This window comes from Mesorhizobium sp. Cs1299R1N1 (genome assembly GCF_037179655.1).
Lineage (GTDB): Bacteria > Pseudomonadota > Alphaproteobacteria > Rhizobiales > Rhizobiaceae > Mesorhizobium > Mesorhizobium salmacidum.
In genome coordinates this window covers 309,278-322,643 of sequence record NZ_JAPYKR010000004.1, presented here as the reverse complement: position 1 = coordinate 322,643, position 13,366 = coordinate 309,278, and the positions used below count along the sequence as shown (strand labels likewise).

The following is a 13,366-nucleotide window of genomic DNA, read 5'->3' as shown; positions in this document are numbered from 1 at the left end:
GCAGGCCTAATCGGCCTTGACGACGTGCCAGACACCGGCGACGCCATCACCGCTCATGTCGCCGGTGTTCTTGTCCTTGATGAAGGTGTAGACGGGCTTGCCGTCATGGGCCCACATCTTGGTGCCGTCGGTGCGATCGACAACGCTCCATTCGTCGCCGGCCTTGGCGCCGGCCTTCGCCTTCAGCGGCGGCCAGTTGGTGGCGCATTTGTCGTAGCAATTGCTCTTGCCTTTCTCGTCCTTGTCATAGGTGTAAAGCGTCATGCCTTTGGCATCGGTATAAATCTTGGTGCCGCCGACATCGGCTTCCTTCCACGCCTCTGCGGCAAAGGAGGCGGCGGTGCTGAGCAGAAGCGCGGCCAGCGCTGCGGTTGTCGTTTTCATGGAAATCTCCGTGGCTGATATTCGCAGGCGCGCGGAAAGTCGCGGCCTCGTTGTGTCAACGCCCTGCGCATGTGCTTTCTTCCCCGACCCGCGATGACTTGCCACACGATGGTGATTGGCGGACAAACCCGCGTGCAGCTATATCGTCGCCAAACAGTCGGAGCTTTGGAATGGCATTGGATATCGGCTATGTCAGCGCGGTCGGGGCGGGGGCCATCTCGTTCCTGTCGCCGTGCGTGCTGCCGCTGGTGCCGCCCTATCTCTGCTACATGGCCGGCGTGTCGGTCGACGATTTTCGCGGCAATGCGAGCGCGACGGCCCGCGAAGGCGCGCGCGGTGCGCTGCTTTATTCCTCGATCGCCTTCGTGCTCGGTTTTTCGACCGTGTTCGTCGCGCTCGGTGCCGGCGCGTCGACCATCGGCCGGTTGCTGCGCGTCTGGCAGGAGCCGCTGGCGATGGGCGCCGGCGTGCTGATCATCCTGATGGGCCTGAACTTTTTGGGCATCCTGCGCATTCCGCTGTTGTCGCGCGAGGCGCGTTTCCAGTCGCAGGGCAAGCCGGCCAGCGCCGTCGCCGCCTATGTCATGGGGCTTGCCTTCGCCTTCGGCTGGACGCCCTGCATCGGCCCGGTGTTGGGACCGATCCTGACGCTGGCCGGCGGCCGCGAAACCGTGGGCGAGGGCGCGCTGCTGCTCGCCGCCTATTCGCTAGGCCTCGGCATCCCGTTCCTGATCGCCGCGCTGTTCTCCGGCGCCTTCATGCGCTTCCTCGGCAAGTTCCGCGTCCACCTCGGCCTTGTCGAGAAGTCGATCGGTGCGCTGCTGGTGGTCGCCGGCGTGTTTTTCCTCACCGGCGGTGTGCAGACGGTGTCCTACTGGCTGCTGGAGAATTTCCCGGTGTTGGGGCGGTTGGGCTGAGGCTTGGCGGCGTGGGGCGAGGCACGGGGTTGAGCCGCGGACCCGCTGATTAAAGAGTCAGCTGCTCTACCATCTCACCGGAATTTAACCGCATTGGTGCAGCATGGCGCCACTGCTAGCATGTCTTGATTCCCAACCCTTTTCAGATGGTTGCCTTTCCATGAGCCAGAGAACCTGCCTGTCCGTCATCCTCGCCGCCGGCGAAGGCACACGCATGAAGAGCGCACTGCCGAAGGTGCTGCACCAGATCGCGGGGTTGCCCATGGTCGCCCATGTGGTGAAGGCGGCCGAGGCCGCTGGTGCGAGCGGCGTGGCGCTGGTGATCGGTCATGGCGCCGACGAGATGCGCAAGACGGCGGCGAAGTTCGCACCTGAGGCTGAGACCTTTGTGCAGGAAAAGCGCCTTGGCACGGCGCATGCAGTGATCGCTGCCCGCGCAGCGATATCAAAGGGTTATGACGACGTCCTCGTGATGTTTGGCGACACGCCGCTGATCGATGCGGATGCCCTGACGGTGGCGCGGCTGAGGTTGGCGGAAGGTGCCGCCGTCGTGGTGATCGGATTCCGCCCACCCAATCCGACCGGCTATGGTCGGCTGATCGAAAAGGGCGGCAAGCTGATTGCCATCCGCGAGGAAAAAGACTGCTCCGAAGAGGAGAGGAAAATCGGCTTCTGCAACGCCGGCATGATGGCGGTGGCCGGCGCGCACGCGCTGAAACTGCTCGACGCCGTCGACAACAAGAATGCCAAGGGCGAGTATTACCTCACTGACATCGTCGAGATTGCCGGCGCACAGGGCCTCGATGTCGTTGCCACCGAAGCCAGCTTCGAAAGTGCGCTCGGCATCAACAACCGCGCCGAACTGGCGCAGGCCGAAGCCATCTGGCAACAGCGCCGGCGCCATGAGGCGATGCTGTCGGGCGTGACGCTGATTGCGCCGGAAACCGTCTATTTCTCGCACGATACCGAAATCGGCGCCGACACGATCATCGAGCCCAATGTCTGGTTCGGACCGGGTGTGATGGTTGCCTCGGGTGCGAAGATCCACGCCTTCAGCCATATCGAAGGCGCTACCATCGCGTCCAGTTGCGATGTCGGGCCGTTCGCACGGCTGCGGCCAGGCGCCGATCTCAGGAACAAGGCCAAGGTCGGCAATTTCTGCGAGGTCAAGCAGGCCGTTATCGAGGAGGGCGCCAAGGTCAACCACCTGACCTATATCGGTGACGCGCGCGTCGGCGCCGGCGCCAATATCGGCGCCGGCACCATCACCTGCAACTATGACGGCTATTCGAAATTCTTCACCGACATCGGCGAGGGCGCCTTCATCGGCTCCAATTCCTCGCTCGTGGCACCCGTCACCATCGGCAATGGCGGCTATATCGCCTCGGGCAGTGTCATCACCGAAAGCGTTCCCGACGACGCTCTGGCCTTCGGCAGGGCTCGCCAAAAGACGATCCCCGGCAAGGGGAAGGAGTTGCGCGAACGGTTTGCTTCGGCCGCGGCGGCGAAGAAGAAGGCAGCCGGCACCGACCATTAGCCATTGGTCGACAAGTCTGCTTTTGGTCGACAAGTCTGCTTTCTTGCCGAAGCAATCGAAAAAAACGAACGATTGCAGTAACCGGATTGCAAGAGCGGTCTGTCATGGTGCATGCGTGCGCAAGTGTCCGTTACACCGGACGAAATGCAATGTGACTTTCGCGGCAGGCCGGCCACCCCTAAATAGCGCTGGTTTTCCATGGGCAATCGGGGACTGTCTGCATGTGCGGTATCGTTGGAATTGTCGGCCACTCGCAGGTTGCGCCGCTCATCGTCGACGCGCTGAAGCGGCTCGAATATCGCGGTTATGACTCGGCAGGCGTCGCCACCATCGAAAAGGGTCAACTTGGCCGCCGCCGCGCCGAGGGCAAGCTGGTCAACCTCGAACGCCGGCTCAAGGATGAGCCGCTCGACGGCACGATCGGTATCGGCCATACACGCTGGGCGACCCACGGTGTGCCCAACGAGACCAATGCGCACCCGCACTTTTCGGAGGGCGTCGCCATCGTCCACAACGGCATCATCGAGAATTTCGCCGAACTGCGCGACGAGCTGGTCCGCGACGGCTATTCCTTCTCGTCGCAGACCGACACCGAGGTCGTGGCGCATCTGGTGGCACGGGAACTCGCGAAAGGTCTGAAGCCGATCGAGGCCGCGCACAAGGCGCTGAAGCGGCTGGAAGGCGCCTTTGCGCTGGCCATCATGTTCAAGGGCGACGAGGACCTGATTGTCGGCGCGCGCAACGGCCCGCCACTGGCGGTTGGCCATGGCGATGGCGAGATGTTTTTGGGCTCCGACGCCATCGCGCTCGCTCCGTTCACCAATTCGATCACCTATCTCGAGGACGGCGACTGGGCGGTGGTGCGCCGCGAGAGCGTCGCCATCTTCGACATCGACGGCAAGAAAGTCGACCGCAAGCGCCAGCAGTCGCTGTCGACCAGCTTCATGGTCGACAAGGGCAACCGCCGCCATTTCATGGAAAAGGAAATCCATGAGCAGCCCGAAGTGATCTCGCACACACTGGCGCACTACGTCGATTTCGTCTCCGGCGTCTCCAAGCCGCTCGACCTGCCATTCGATTTCGCCAAGATCGGCCGCCTGGCTATCTCCGCCTGCGGCACTGCGTATCTTGCCGGCCTGATCGGCAAATACTGGTTCGAGCGCTATGCTCGGCTGCCGGTCGATATCGATGTCGCGTCGGAATTCCGCTATCGCGAAATGCCGCTGTCGGCCAGCGATGCCGCCTTCTTCATCTCGCAGTCGGGCGAGACCGCCGATACGCTGGCTTCGCTGCGCTATTGCCGCAAGGCCGGCATGAAGATCGGCGCGGTCGTCAATGTGCGGGAATCGACCATGGCGCGCGAATCCGACGTCGTGCTGCCGACGCTGGCGGGGCCTGAGATCGGCGTCGCTTCGACCAAGGCTTTTACTTGCCAGCTCTCGGTACTGGCCTCGCTCGCAGTGCGGGCGGGCGTGGCGCGCGGGGCGATCTCGAAGGAGCAAGAGAAGACCCTGGTGCGAGCGCTTTCGGAAGCACCGCGCTACGCCAACCAGGTGCTGAAGCTCGAAGAACAGATCGAACGGATCGCGCGGGAGCTGTCTCGCTACAAGGACGTGCTCTATCTCGGACGCGACACCAATTTCCCGCTGGCCATGGAAGGCGCGCTGAAGCTCAAGGAAATCTCCTACATCCATGCCGAAGGCTATGCCGCGGGCGAGCTGAAGCACGGGCCGATCGCGCTGATCGACGAGAACATGCCGGTGATCGTGATTGCGCCGCACGATCGCATCTTCGAAAAGACCGTGTCCAACATGCAGGAAGTGGCGGCGCGTGGCGGCAAGATCATCCTGATCACCGACGCCAAGGGCGCGGCACAGGTGAGCGTGAAGACGATGGAGACCATCGTGCTTCCGGATGTGCCGGAAATCATCTCGCCCATCATCTACGCGCTGCCGATCCAGATGCTTGCGTATTTCGCCGCCGTGTTCATGGGCACCGACGTCGATCAGCCGCGCAATCTGGCGAAATCGGTGACAGTGGAATAGGCGCTTGTAAACAAGCGCCTTTAAAAACTTCGCAGTTCCAAAGCGCCTTCCGGTTCACTAATGTCGGGTCGCAATAGCGCCCCCGGGTGAACCATGTCAGACGCTTCGAAGACTTCCGGCATGACCCGGCTGAGGAACTATTTCCTCACGGGCTTCATCGTCTGCGCGCCGCTGGCGATCACCGCCTATATCGCCTGGTCGTTCATCGGCTGGGTCGATTCCTGGGTAAAACCCTATATTCCGGCGCGTTACAGCCCCGACAGCTATTTGCCGTTCCCGGTTCCGGGGTTTGGGCTGATCGTCGCGCTCATCCTGATCACGCTGATCGGCTTCCTGACGGCCAACATTGTCGGCCGCGCCATCGTCGGGTTTGGCGAGCGCCTGCTTGGCCGCATGCCGCTGGTGCGCGGCATCTATGGGTCGCTGAAGCAGATTTTCGAGACCGTGCTGTCGAACAAGGGCGACATGTTCCGTCAGGTTGGGCTGGTCGAATATCCACGCAAGGGCGTGTGGTCGCTGGTGTTTGTCGCCAGCGAGAAGGAAACCGAGATCAACCAGAAGCTCGACCAGGAAGGCGATCCACTGATTGCGGTGTTCATGCCGTGCACGCCGAACCCGACGACCGGTTTCCTGATGTATGTTCTGAAGTCGGATATCGTGCCGCTCGACATGACGATCGAGGACGGCGCCAAGCTGATCGTATCGGCCGGGTTGGTGGCCCCCGAGGTGAAGACGAAACTGGTGACGCTGAACGGTGAGCCGATCAACGGAACCCTGGCCAATCCGCCGCTAGGGCCTCATCCGGCGCGCAGGAGCCGCACGGCCTCGTCGCGGCCGAACAAGTAGAGCAGGAGCCGCAGCGCCTCGCCGCGATCCGATTGCAGTTCGGGATCGCGCGACAGGATCAGCCTGGCGTCGTCTCGGGCGGCCTCCAGTAGGTCGGCATGCGCCTCGATGCGCGCCACCTGGAAACCAGGCGTGCCGGACTGGCGGGTACCGAGCAATTCGCCTTCGCCGCGCAGTTTCAGATCCTCTTCGGCGATCAGGAAGCCGTCCTCGGTCTCGCGCATCACCGACAGCCGGCGTTTGGCGGTCTCGCCAAGCGGGTCCTTGTAGAGCAACACGCAGGATGACTTGATGTCGCCGCGTCCGACCCGGCCGCGCAGCTGGTGCAACTGGGCGAGCCCGAAGCGTTCGGCATGCTCGATGACCATGATCGTGGCGTCAGGAACGTCGACGCCGACTTCGATGACCGTGGTGGCGATCAGGATGCGCGTCTCGCCTTGCTTGAAGGCACGCATCGCCTCGTCCTTCTCGGCACCCTTCATGCGGCCATGGACAAGGCCGATGCGATCGCCGAACAGCGGCTTCAGCGAAGCGAAACGATCCTCGGCCGACATTAGCTTGATTTCTTCGGATTCCTCGACCAGCGGGCAAATCCAGTAGATCTTCTGGCCATCCGCGACGGCATCGAGCATGCGGCCGACCAGCTCGTCGAGCCGTTCGAGCGGCAGCGTGACGGTGCGGATCGGCTGACGGCCGGCCGGTTTTTCCGTGAGCTTCGAGACATCCATGTCGCCGAAGGCGGTCAGCACCAGCGTGCGCGGGATCGGGGTCGCGGTCATCACCAGCATGTCGGGCGCGTCGCCCTTGGCGGTGATGGCAAGCCGCTGATGGACGCCGAAGCGATGCTGCTCATCGATGACGGCCAGGACCAGATCGTGGAAGCTGACCGTTTCCTGAAACAGCGCGTGGGTGCCGACGATGATATCGATTTCGCCGCTGGCAAGACCAGCCAGTGTTTCGGCTCGCTCGCGGCCCTTTTCACGGCCGGTCAGGATGGCGATGCGCAAGCCGACCTTGGCTGCAAGCGGGGTGATCGTCGCCAGATGCTGGCGCGCCAGGATTTCGGTCGGCGCCATCAGCGCCGCCTGGCCGCCGGCCTCGACGGCGCGTGCCATGGCCAACAAAGCCACGACCGTCTTGCCCGAACCGACATCGCCTTGCAGCAGCCGCAGCATGCGCTCTGGATCGGCGAGATCGGCGTTGATTTCGGCGAGCGCGAATTCCTGCGAGGGAGTGAGCGAATAGGGCAGGGCCGCACGCAGCTTCTCGACGATGCGGCCATCGCCGACGAGAGGGCGGCCTGACAGGCGTCGCACCTTTGCCCGCACCAGGGCCAGCGAGACCTGGCCGGCGAGCAATTCATCATAGGCGAGGCGGCGCCATGCAGCCCCTTCGACCGTGACATCGATCGGATCGCCGGGATAATGGATACGGGTCAGCGCGTCGCCAAAGGACGGAAAGCTCTGGCGGCGCATGAAGGCATCATCCTGCCATTCCGGCAGGTCCGGCAGGCGGCCGAGCGCCTGGCCGATCGCACGGCGCAGCACCTTGCCGGACAGCCCCGCGGTCAGCGGATAGACCGGCTCGACCAGCGGCAGGTTCTCGGCTTCGCTGGCGAGTGCGATATGGTCGGGATGGACCATGGTCGGGCGTCCGTTGAACCATTCCATACGGCCTGACACCACGACATGCTCGCCGACAGGCATTGCCTTTTCGAGATAGGCGGCATGGGCATGGAAGAAGGTCAGACCGATTTCGCCGGTATCGTCATGGGCGTAGACCCGGTAGGGCACAGACCTGTTGCCGCGCGGCGGCGGCTGGTGGCGGTCGATGCGCAACTCAAGCGTCACGATGGCGCCTTCCGCCGCGAGGGCGATGCCAGGTCGATTGCGGCGGTCGATGACGGTGTGGGGCAGCACGAACAGGAGATCGCCGGCGCGCGCGGCGCGATCGCCGAGGTCGGCCGCCACGACCTTCTCGATCAGGGCACCGACCTTCGGCCCGACGCCGGCAAGCGAGGTGATCGGGACAAACAGGGGATCGAGTATGGAAGGACGCATGATGTCAGCTTATGTCGCGACGGCCGCAGCGCAAAGGCTGACACCGCCCACTATCCACGCTATATGCGCCGCTTGAAGCGAGGATGCGGCACAATGACCGGAACGAAACGATCAAGCGAGGGGCTGGACGCCCACCGCCGCAAGCTGTTGTTCCGCTCCTGGCATCGCGGCTTACGCGAGATGGACCTCATCCTCGGCACCTTCGCCGATGCCGAGATCGGCACCTTGACCGCCGAGGAAATCGACCAATATGAGAGGCTCCTCGATATTGCCGACACAGAATTCCTGCCGCTGGTCACGGGCGAACGCCCGGTGCCGGCGGAGATCGACTGTGCCGTCCTGCAAAAAATCCTGGCGTCCCGCCGGACCATGACATTCTGAACAAAAGCAATTCCAGGAAAAGTGCGAAGCGGTTTTCCGTTCGGAATTGCGATAAACAAGACCGTGATTTGATGGCTCTCATCCCCACCATTGGCTTGCCGAAGGGCCGCGCCGGCCAGTTCATCGTCGACGGTGTCGCCGACGGCTACGAGGCCTTCGCGCTGGTACAGACGGCGCTCGAAATCGCACCCGACAAGCCGGTGCTGTTCGTGGCCCGCGACGGCCAGCGCTTGCCTTCCATCATCGAGGCGCTGTCCTTCGTCGCGCCCGGCCTGCCTGTGCTGGAACTGCCTGCCTGGGACTGCCTGCCATACGACCGTGTGTCGCCCGGTTCCGATGCCGCCGCCAAGCGCCTCGATGCACTGACCGCCATGATCGCGCTGGCGAAGAAACCGCACCGTGCCGTCATTCTCACCACCGCCAACGCGCTGCTGCAGCGCATTCCGCCCGCTGAGCTTGTCGAGGCGCAGACCTTCCACGCCAGGCCCGGCAACCAGATCGACATGAATGCGCTGATCGCAAGGCTGGAGACGTCGGGATTCGAGCGGGTGCCGACCGTGCGCGGCATCGGCGAATTCGCGGTGCGCGGCGGCATTCTCGACCTTTTCGCACCCGGTTGGACCGAGGCGCTGCGGCTTGATTTCTTCGGCGACACGCTGGAATCGATCCGCGTCTTCGACGCCGCCACGCAGCGCACCACCGGTCAGCGCAAGTCGATGGCGCTGCAGGCGATGAGCGAAGTGGCGCTGACGCCGGAAACCATCAGCCGCTTCCGCCGCTCCTATATCGAAGCCTTTGGCGCGCCATCGCGTGACGACGGGCTCTACGCGGCGGTCAGCGAAGCGCGGCGCTTCGCCGGCATGGAGCATTGGCTGCCGTTCTTTTACGAGCGGCTGGAGACCGTGTTCGACTACCTGCCCGACGCACCCGTGGTTTTCGACCATCTGGCGCATGAGGCGCTTGCCGAGCGCCATACGCTGATCCTCGACCACTACGAGGCGCGCAAAAAACAGGCTGACGGGGCGCTTAGGGATGCGGTGCCCTACAAGCCGGTCGCACCGGACCTGCTCTATCTCTCGCCGGAGAATCTCAAGGCTTCGCTTGGCGAGCGCGAAGACATTGACTTTACCGTGTTCGATGCGCCCGATTTGGGGGGTAAGAAAGTCTTCCACGCCGGCTCGCGCCATGGTCGCAGCTTCGTCGAGGAGCGAGCCGATCCGAACGTCAATGTCTTCGATGTCGTCGTCCGGCACATAGCCGACGAGCGCGCCGCACGCCGCCGCGTCGTCATCGCCGGCTGGACCGAAGGATCGCTCGACCGGCTTGGCCAGATCCTGGCCGAGCACCATCTCGGCAATCTCAAGCAGGTCGAGACGCTGGCGGAAGCGGAACAGCTCGAGCCGGGACAGGCCGCATTGGCGGTTTTGCCGCTGGAATCCGGCTTTGAAACTGAAAAGCTGGTCGTTGTCGCCGAACAGGACATTCTGGGCGACCGGCTGATCCGCCGATCGAAGCGCAAGAAGCGCGCTTCCGATTTCATTGCCGAGGCCTCGGCCTTGTCGGCCGGTGACATTGTCGTCCATACCGACCATGGCATTGGCCGCTTCATCGGCCTGCGCACCATCGAAGTGGTCGGCGCGCCGCATGACTGCCTGGAAATCCACTATGCCGGCGACGACCGGCTGTTCCTGCCGGTGGAAAACATCGAGCTGCTGTCGCGCTACGGCTCCGACACAGCCGAGGCGACGCTGGACAAGCTCGGCGGCGGCGCCTGGCAGTCGCGCAAGGCCAAGCTGAAGCGGCGCCTCCTCGATATGGCCGGGCAACTGATCCGCATCGCCGCCGAGCGTCAGATGCGCGCCGCGCCGGCGCTGGTGCCGGCCGAAGGCCTCTATGACGAGTTTGCCGCCCGCTTCCCTTACGAGGAAACCGACGACCAGCAGACGGCCATCGACTCGGTGCGCGGCGACCTTGGCGCCGGCAAGCCGATGGACCGGCTGATCTGCGGCGACGTCGGCTTTGGCAAGACCGAAGTGGCGCTGCGCGGCGCCTTCATCGCGGCGATGGAAGGGTTTCAGGTCGCGGTGGTGGTGCCGACGACGCTGTTGTCGCGCCAGCATTTCAAGACGTTCTCGCAGCGTTTCTCAGGGCTTCCCATTCGTGTCGCCCAGGCCTCGCGGCTGGTCGGAGCCAAGGATCTGGCCGAGACCAAGAAGGGCATTGCCGAAGGGCAGGTCGACATCGTCATCGGCACCCATGCGCTGCTCGGTTCCGCCATCTCGTTCAAGAATCTCGGCCTGCTGATTATCGACGAGGAGCAGCATTTTGGCGTCAAGCACAAGGAGCGGCTGAAAGACCTGAAGACCGACGTCCATGTGCTGACGCTGTCGGCGACGCCGATCCCGCGCACGCTGCAGCTGGCGCTGACGGGCGTGCGCGAACTGTCGCTCATCGCCACGCCGCCGGTCGACCGCATGGCGGTGCGCACCTTCATCTCGCCGTTCGATCCCTTGGTGATTCGCGAGACGCTGCTGCGTGAGCGTTACCGTGGCGGGCATTCCTTCTATGTCGTACCTCGTATCAGCGATCTGGCGGAAATCCATGATTTTCTGAAGGAATCCGTTCCCGAACTGAAGGTGGCTGTGGCCCACGGCCAGATGCCGCCGGGCGAACTCGACGACATCATGAACGCCTTCTACGACGGCCAGTACGACGTGCTTCTGTCGACCACAATCGTCGAATCCGGCCTCGATATCCCGACAGCCAACACGCTGATCATCCATCGCGCCGACATGTTCGGCCTGTCGCAGCTCTACCAGCTGCGCGGCCGCGTCGGGCGCTCGAAGGTGCGCGCCTATGCGCTGTTCACCCTGCCGGCCAACCGCAAGCTGACCGACACCGCCGAGCGCCGTCTGAAGGTGCTGCAATCGCTCGACACGCTGGGTGCCGGCTTCCAGCTCGCCAGCCATGACCTCGACATCAGGGGCGCCGGCAATCTTCTCGGCGAGGAACAGTCCGGGCACATCAAGGAGGTCGGCTTCGAGCTCTACCAGCAGATGCTGGAGGAGGCGGTGGCCGAGGTGAAGGATTCCGGCGAAGTCCAGGATGGCGGCTGGTCGCCGCAGATCGCCGTCGGCACCGCGGTGATGATCCCGGAAGGCTACGTGCCGGACCTGCAGCTCAGGCTGGCGCTCTACCGCCGTCTCGGCGATCTCGAAAATACCGAGGAAATCGACGCCTTCGGCGCCGAGCTGATCGACCGTTTCGGCGCGCTGCCGGAGGAAGTAAAACATCTCCTCAAGATCGTCTTCATCAAGGCGCTCTGCCGCAAGGCCAATGTCGAGAAGCTCGATGCCGGGCCGAAGGGCGTCGTCATCCATTTCCGCAAGCGCGAATTTTCGAACCCCGTCGGGCTGGTCAAGTATATTGGCGAGCAGGGTTCGCTGGCCAAGATCCGGGCCGACCATAGCGTGGTCTTCACCCGCGACTGGCCGACGGCGGAGAAGCGTCTGGCGGGCTCGGCTGTCGTCATGACGCAACTGGCGAAGTTGGCTCAGAAGACGGCCTGATCTCACCTTTCGGGGCGTCCTGAGGGCGTCAAGCCATTCGCCAGCACCGAAATTCCGGTCTAGAATAGGAAATCGGCTTCGTGTATGGAGCCGCCACCCCATTTAGGGGCTGGAAATGGCGGGCAAGATGTTCGCCGGAAAGAGCGTTGGGTGCAGCGATGACGAAATGGTCGCCGAATTCGTGGAGAGCAAAGCCGATCAAGCAGGTTCCCGCTTATCCGGACCTTGCCGCGCTGAAGAACACGGAAGCCCAACTCGCCACCTTTCCGCCGCTGGTCTTCGCCGGCGAGGCGCGCAAGCTGAAGAAGCAGCTGGCGACTGTTGCCGCAGGTGAAGCCTTCCTGCTCCAGGGCGGCGACTGCGCCGAGAGTTTTGCCGAACATGGCGCGGACAACATCCGCGACTTCTTCCGCGTCTTCCTGCAGATGTCGGTCGTGCTGACCTTCGCCGGTGCGCAGCCAGTGGTGAAGGTTGGCCGCGTCGCCGGCCAGTTCGCCAAGCCGCGCTCGTCCGACAACGAGACCAAGGGCGAGGTGACGCTGCCGAGCTATCGCGGCGACATCATCAATGGCATCGAATTCGACGCGAAATCACGCATTCCCGATCCCGCCCGCCAGGAAATGGCTTATCGTCAGTCGGCGGCGACGCTCAATCTTCTGCGTGCCTTCGCGCAGGGCGGCTATGCCAACCTGGAGAATGTGCATCGCTGGATGCTCGGCTTCGTCTCCGACAGCCCGCAGGGCGAGAAATACGAATCGCTTGCCAACCGCATCACCGAGACCATGGATTTCATGCGCGCCGTCGGCATTACGTCGGAAACCAATTTCGCGCTGCGCGAAACCGACTTCTACACCAGCCACGAGGCGCTGCTGCTCGGCTACGAGGAGGCGCTGACCCGTGTGGATTCGACCTCCGGCGACTGGTACGCCACGTCGGGCCATATGATCTGGATCGGCGACCGCACGCGCCAACCCGATCACGCGCACGTCGAATATTGCCGGGGCATCAAGAACCCGCTCGGCCTGAAATGCGGTCCGTCGCTGACGCCGGACGGCCTGCTGGAACTGATCGATCTGTTGAACCCCGAGAATGAGCCGGGGCGATTGACGCTGATCGCCCGCTTCGGTTCCGACAAGGTTGCCGACCATCTGCCGAAGCTGGTGCGCGCGGTGCAGAAGGAAGGCCGCAGCGTGGTCTGGTCGTCGGACCCGATGCATGGCAACACGATCGAAGCGGCCGGCTACAAGACGCGGCCCTTCGACCGCATCCTGAAGGAGGTGCAGACCTTCTTCGAGGTGCATCGCGCCGAAGGCACGCATCCAGGCGGCATCCATGTCGAGATGACCGGCAAGAACGTCACTGAATGCACCGGTGGCGCACGCGCCATCACGGCCGAGGAGTTGCAGGACCGCTACCACACCCATTGCGATCCGCGCCTCAATGCCGACCAGGCGATCGAACTGGCGTTCCTGGTCTCGGACCTGTTGAAGAAGAGCCATCCGGTGCAGCACAAGCAGGTCGCGAACGGCTGAGCCTGGCCAATTGGATCGATAATGCAAAGGCGCCTGGGAAACCCGGCGCCTTTTCCATTTTCATCTTTTGCGTCCGACCGTGCCGATGCAACCGC

9 protein-coding genes are annotated in these 13,366 nt (G+C 63.4%); 7 read left to right on the top strand and 2 right to left on the bottom strand.

Annotation, left to right across the window (positions count from 1 at the left end):
• Window positions 1-6: 6 nt before the first annotated feature.
• Window positions 7-384: a COG4315 family predicted lipoprotein gene (locus O7A70_RS11435; protein WP_337140468.1), complete on the bottom strand. Its 378-nt coding sequence runs from the start codon at window positions 382-384 to the stop codon at window positions 7-9.
• A gap of 170 nt (window positions 385-554) precedes the next feature.
• Between O7A70_RS11435 and O7A70_RS11430 the strand changes: the two genes are divergently transcribed.
• The 4 genes from O7A70_RS11430 (at window position 555) to O7A70_RS11415 (ending at window position 5,729) form a co-directional block, all read left to right on the top strand.
• Window positions 555-1,301: a cytochrome c biogenesis CcdA family protein gene (locus O7A70_RS11430; RefSeq protein ID WP_337140467.1), complete on the top strand. Its 747-nt coding sequence runs from the start codon at window positions 555-557 to the stop codon at window positions 1,299-1,301.
• A gap of 160 nt (window positions 1,302-1,461) precedes the next feature.
• The gene (gene glmU / locus O7A70_RS11425; protein ID WP_337140466.1) at window positions 1,462-2,838 is read left to right on the top strand and encodes a bifunctional UDP-N-acetylglucosamine diphosphorylase/glucosamine-1-phosphate N-acetyltransferase GlmU; all 1,377 of its coding nucleotides are present in this window, start codon (window positions 1,462-1,464) and stop codon (window positions 2,836-2,838) included.
• A gap of 221 nt (window positions 2,839-3,059) precedes the next feature.
• Window positions 3,060-4,883: a glutamine--fructose-6-phosphate transaminase (isomerizing) gene (gene glmS / locus O7A70_RS11420; protein WP_337140465.1), complete on the top strand. Its 1,824-nt coding sequence runs from the start codon at window positions 3,060-3,062 to the stop codon at window positions 4,881-4,883.
• Window positions 4,884-4,976: 93 nt separating this feature from the next.
• Window positions 4,977-5,729 carry a DUF502 domain-containing protein gene (locus O7A70_RS11415; RefSeq protein ID WP_140503612.1) on the top strand — a complete coding sequence of 251 codons (753 nt, stop codon included), beginning with the start codon at window positions 4,977-4,979 and terminating at the stop codon, window positions 5,727-5,729.
• On the opposite strand, the gene recG is transcribed toward O7A70_RS11415, so the two are convergent.
• A complete protein-coding gene (gene recG, locus O7A70_RS11410) occupies window positions 5,681-7,789 on the bottom strand; it encodes an ATP-dependent DNA helicase RecG (RefSeq protein WP_337140464.1) in 2,109 nt (702 codons plus the stop codon). The two genes, O7A70_RS11415 and recG, sit on opposite strands and share 49 nt — an antisense overlap.
• Before the next feature lie 93 nt (window positions 7,790-7,882).
• Between recG and O7A70_RS11405 the strand changes: the two genes are divergently transcribed.
• From O7A70_RS11405 to O7A70_RS11395, 3 genes are all read left to right on the top strand, one after another.
• Window positions 7,883-8,170, top strand: coding sequence for a succinate dehydrogenase assembly factor 2 (locus O7A70_RS11405; RefSeq protein ID WP_027146380.1), 288 nt, complete (start codon window positions 7,883-7,885; stop codon window positions 8,168-8,170).
• A 71-nt stretch (window positions 8,171-8,241) separates the two neighbouring features.
• Entirely contained in the window at window positions 8,242-11,739 is a 3,498-nt protein-coding gene (gene mfd, locus O7A70_RS11400; RefSeq protein ID WP_337140463.1) for a transcription-repair coupling factor, read from the top strand.
• Between the two features lie 158 nt (window positions 11,740-11,897).
• Window positions 11,898-13,271 (top strand): class II 3-deoxy-7-phosphoheptulonate synthase, encoded by a 1,374-nt coding sequence (locus O7A70_RS11395; RefSeq protein WP_027146378.1) that lies wholly within the window; start codon window positions 11,898-11,900, stop codon window positions 13,269-13,271.
• The last annotated feature ends 95 nt before the right edge of the window (window positions 13,272-13,366 follow it).

Coding starts and splice junctions, on each gene's coding strand:
- O7A70_RS11435 (WP_337140468.1), bottom strand. CDS start 384: ATGAAAACGACAACCGCAGCGCTGGCCGCGCTTCTGCTCAGCACCGCC.
- O7A70_RS11430 (WP_337140467.1), top strand. CDS start 555: ATGGCATTGGATATCGGCTATGTCAGCGCGGTCGGGGCGGGGGCCATC.
- glmU (WP_337140466.1), top strand. CDS start 1,462: ATGAGCCAGAGAACCTGCCTGTCCGTCATCCTCGCCGCCGGCGAAGGC.
- glmS (WP_337140465.1), top strand. CDS start 3,060: ATGTGCGGTATCGTTGGAATTGTCGGCCACTCGCAGGTTGCGCCGCTC.
- O7A70_RS11415 (WP_140503612.1), top strand. CDS start 4,977: ATGTCAGACGCTTCGAAGACTTCCGGCATGACCCGGCTGAGGAACTAT.
- recG (WP_337140464.1), bottom strand. CDS start 7,789: ATGCGTCCTTCCATACTCGATCCCCTGTTTGTCCCGATCACCTCGCTT.
- O7A70_RS11405 (WP_027146380.1), top strand. CDS start 7,883: ATGACCGGAACGAAACGATCAAGCGAGGGGCTGGACGCCCACCGCCGC.
- mfd (WP_337140463.1), top strand. CDS start 8,242: ATGGCTCTCATCCCCACCATTGGCTTGCCGAAGGGCCGCGCCGGCCAG.
- O7A70_RS11395 (WP_027146378.1), top strand. CDS start 11,898: ATGACGAAATGGTCGCCGAATTCGTGGAGAGCAAAGCCGATCAAGCAG.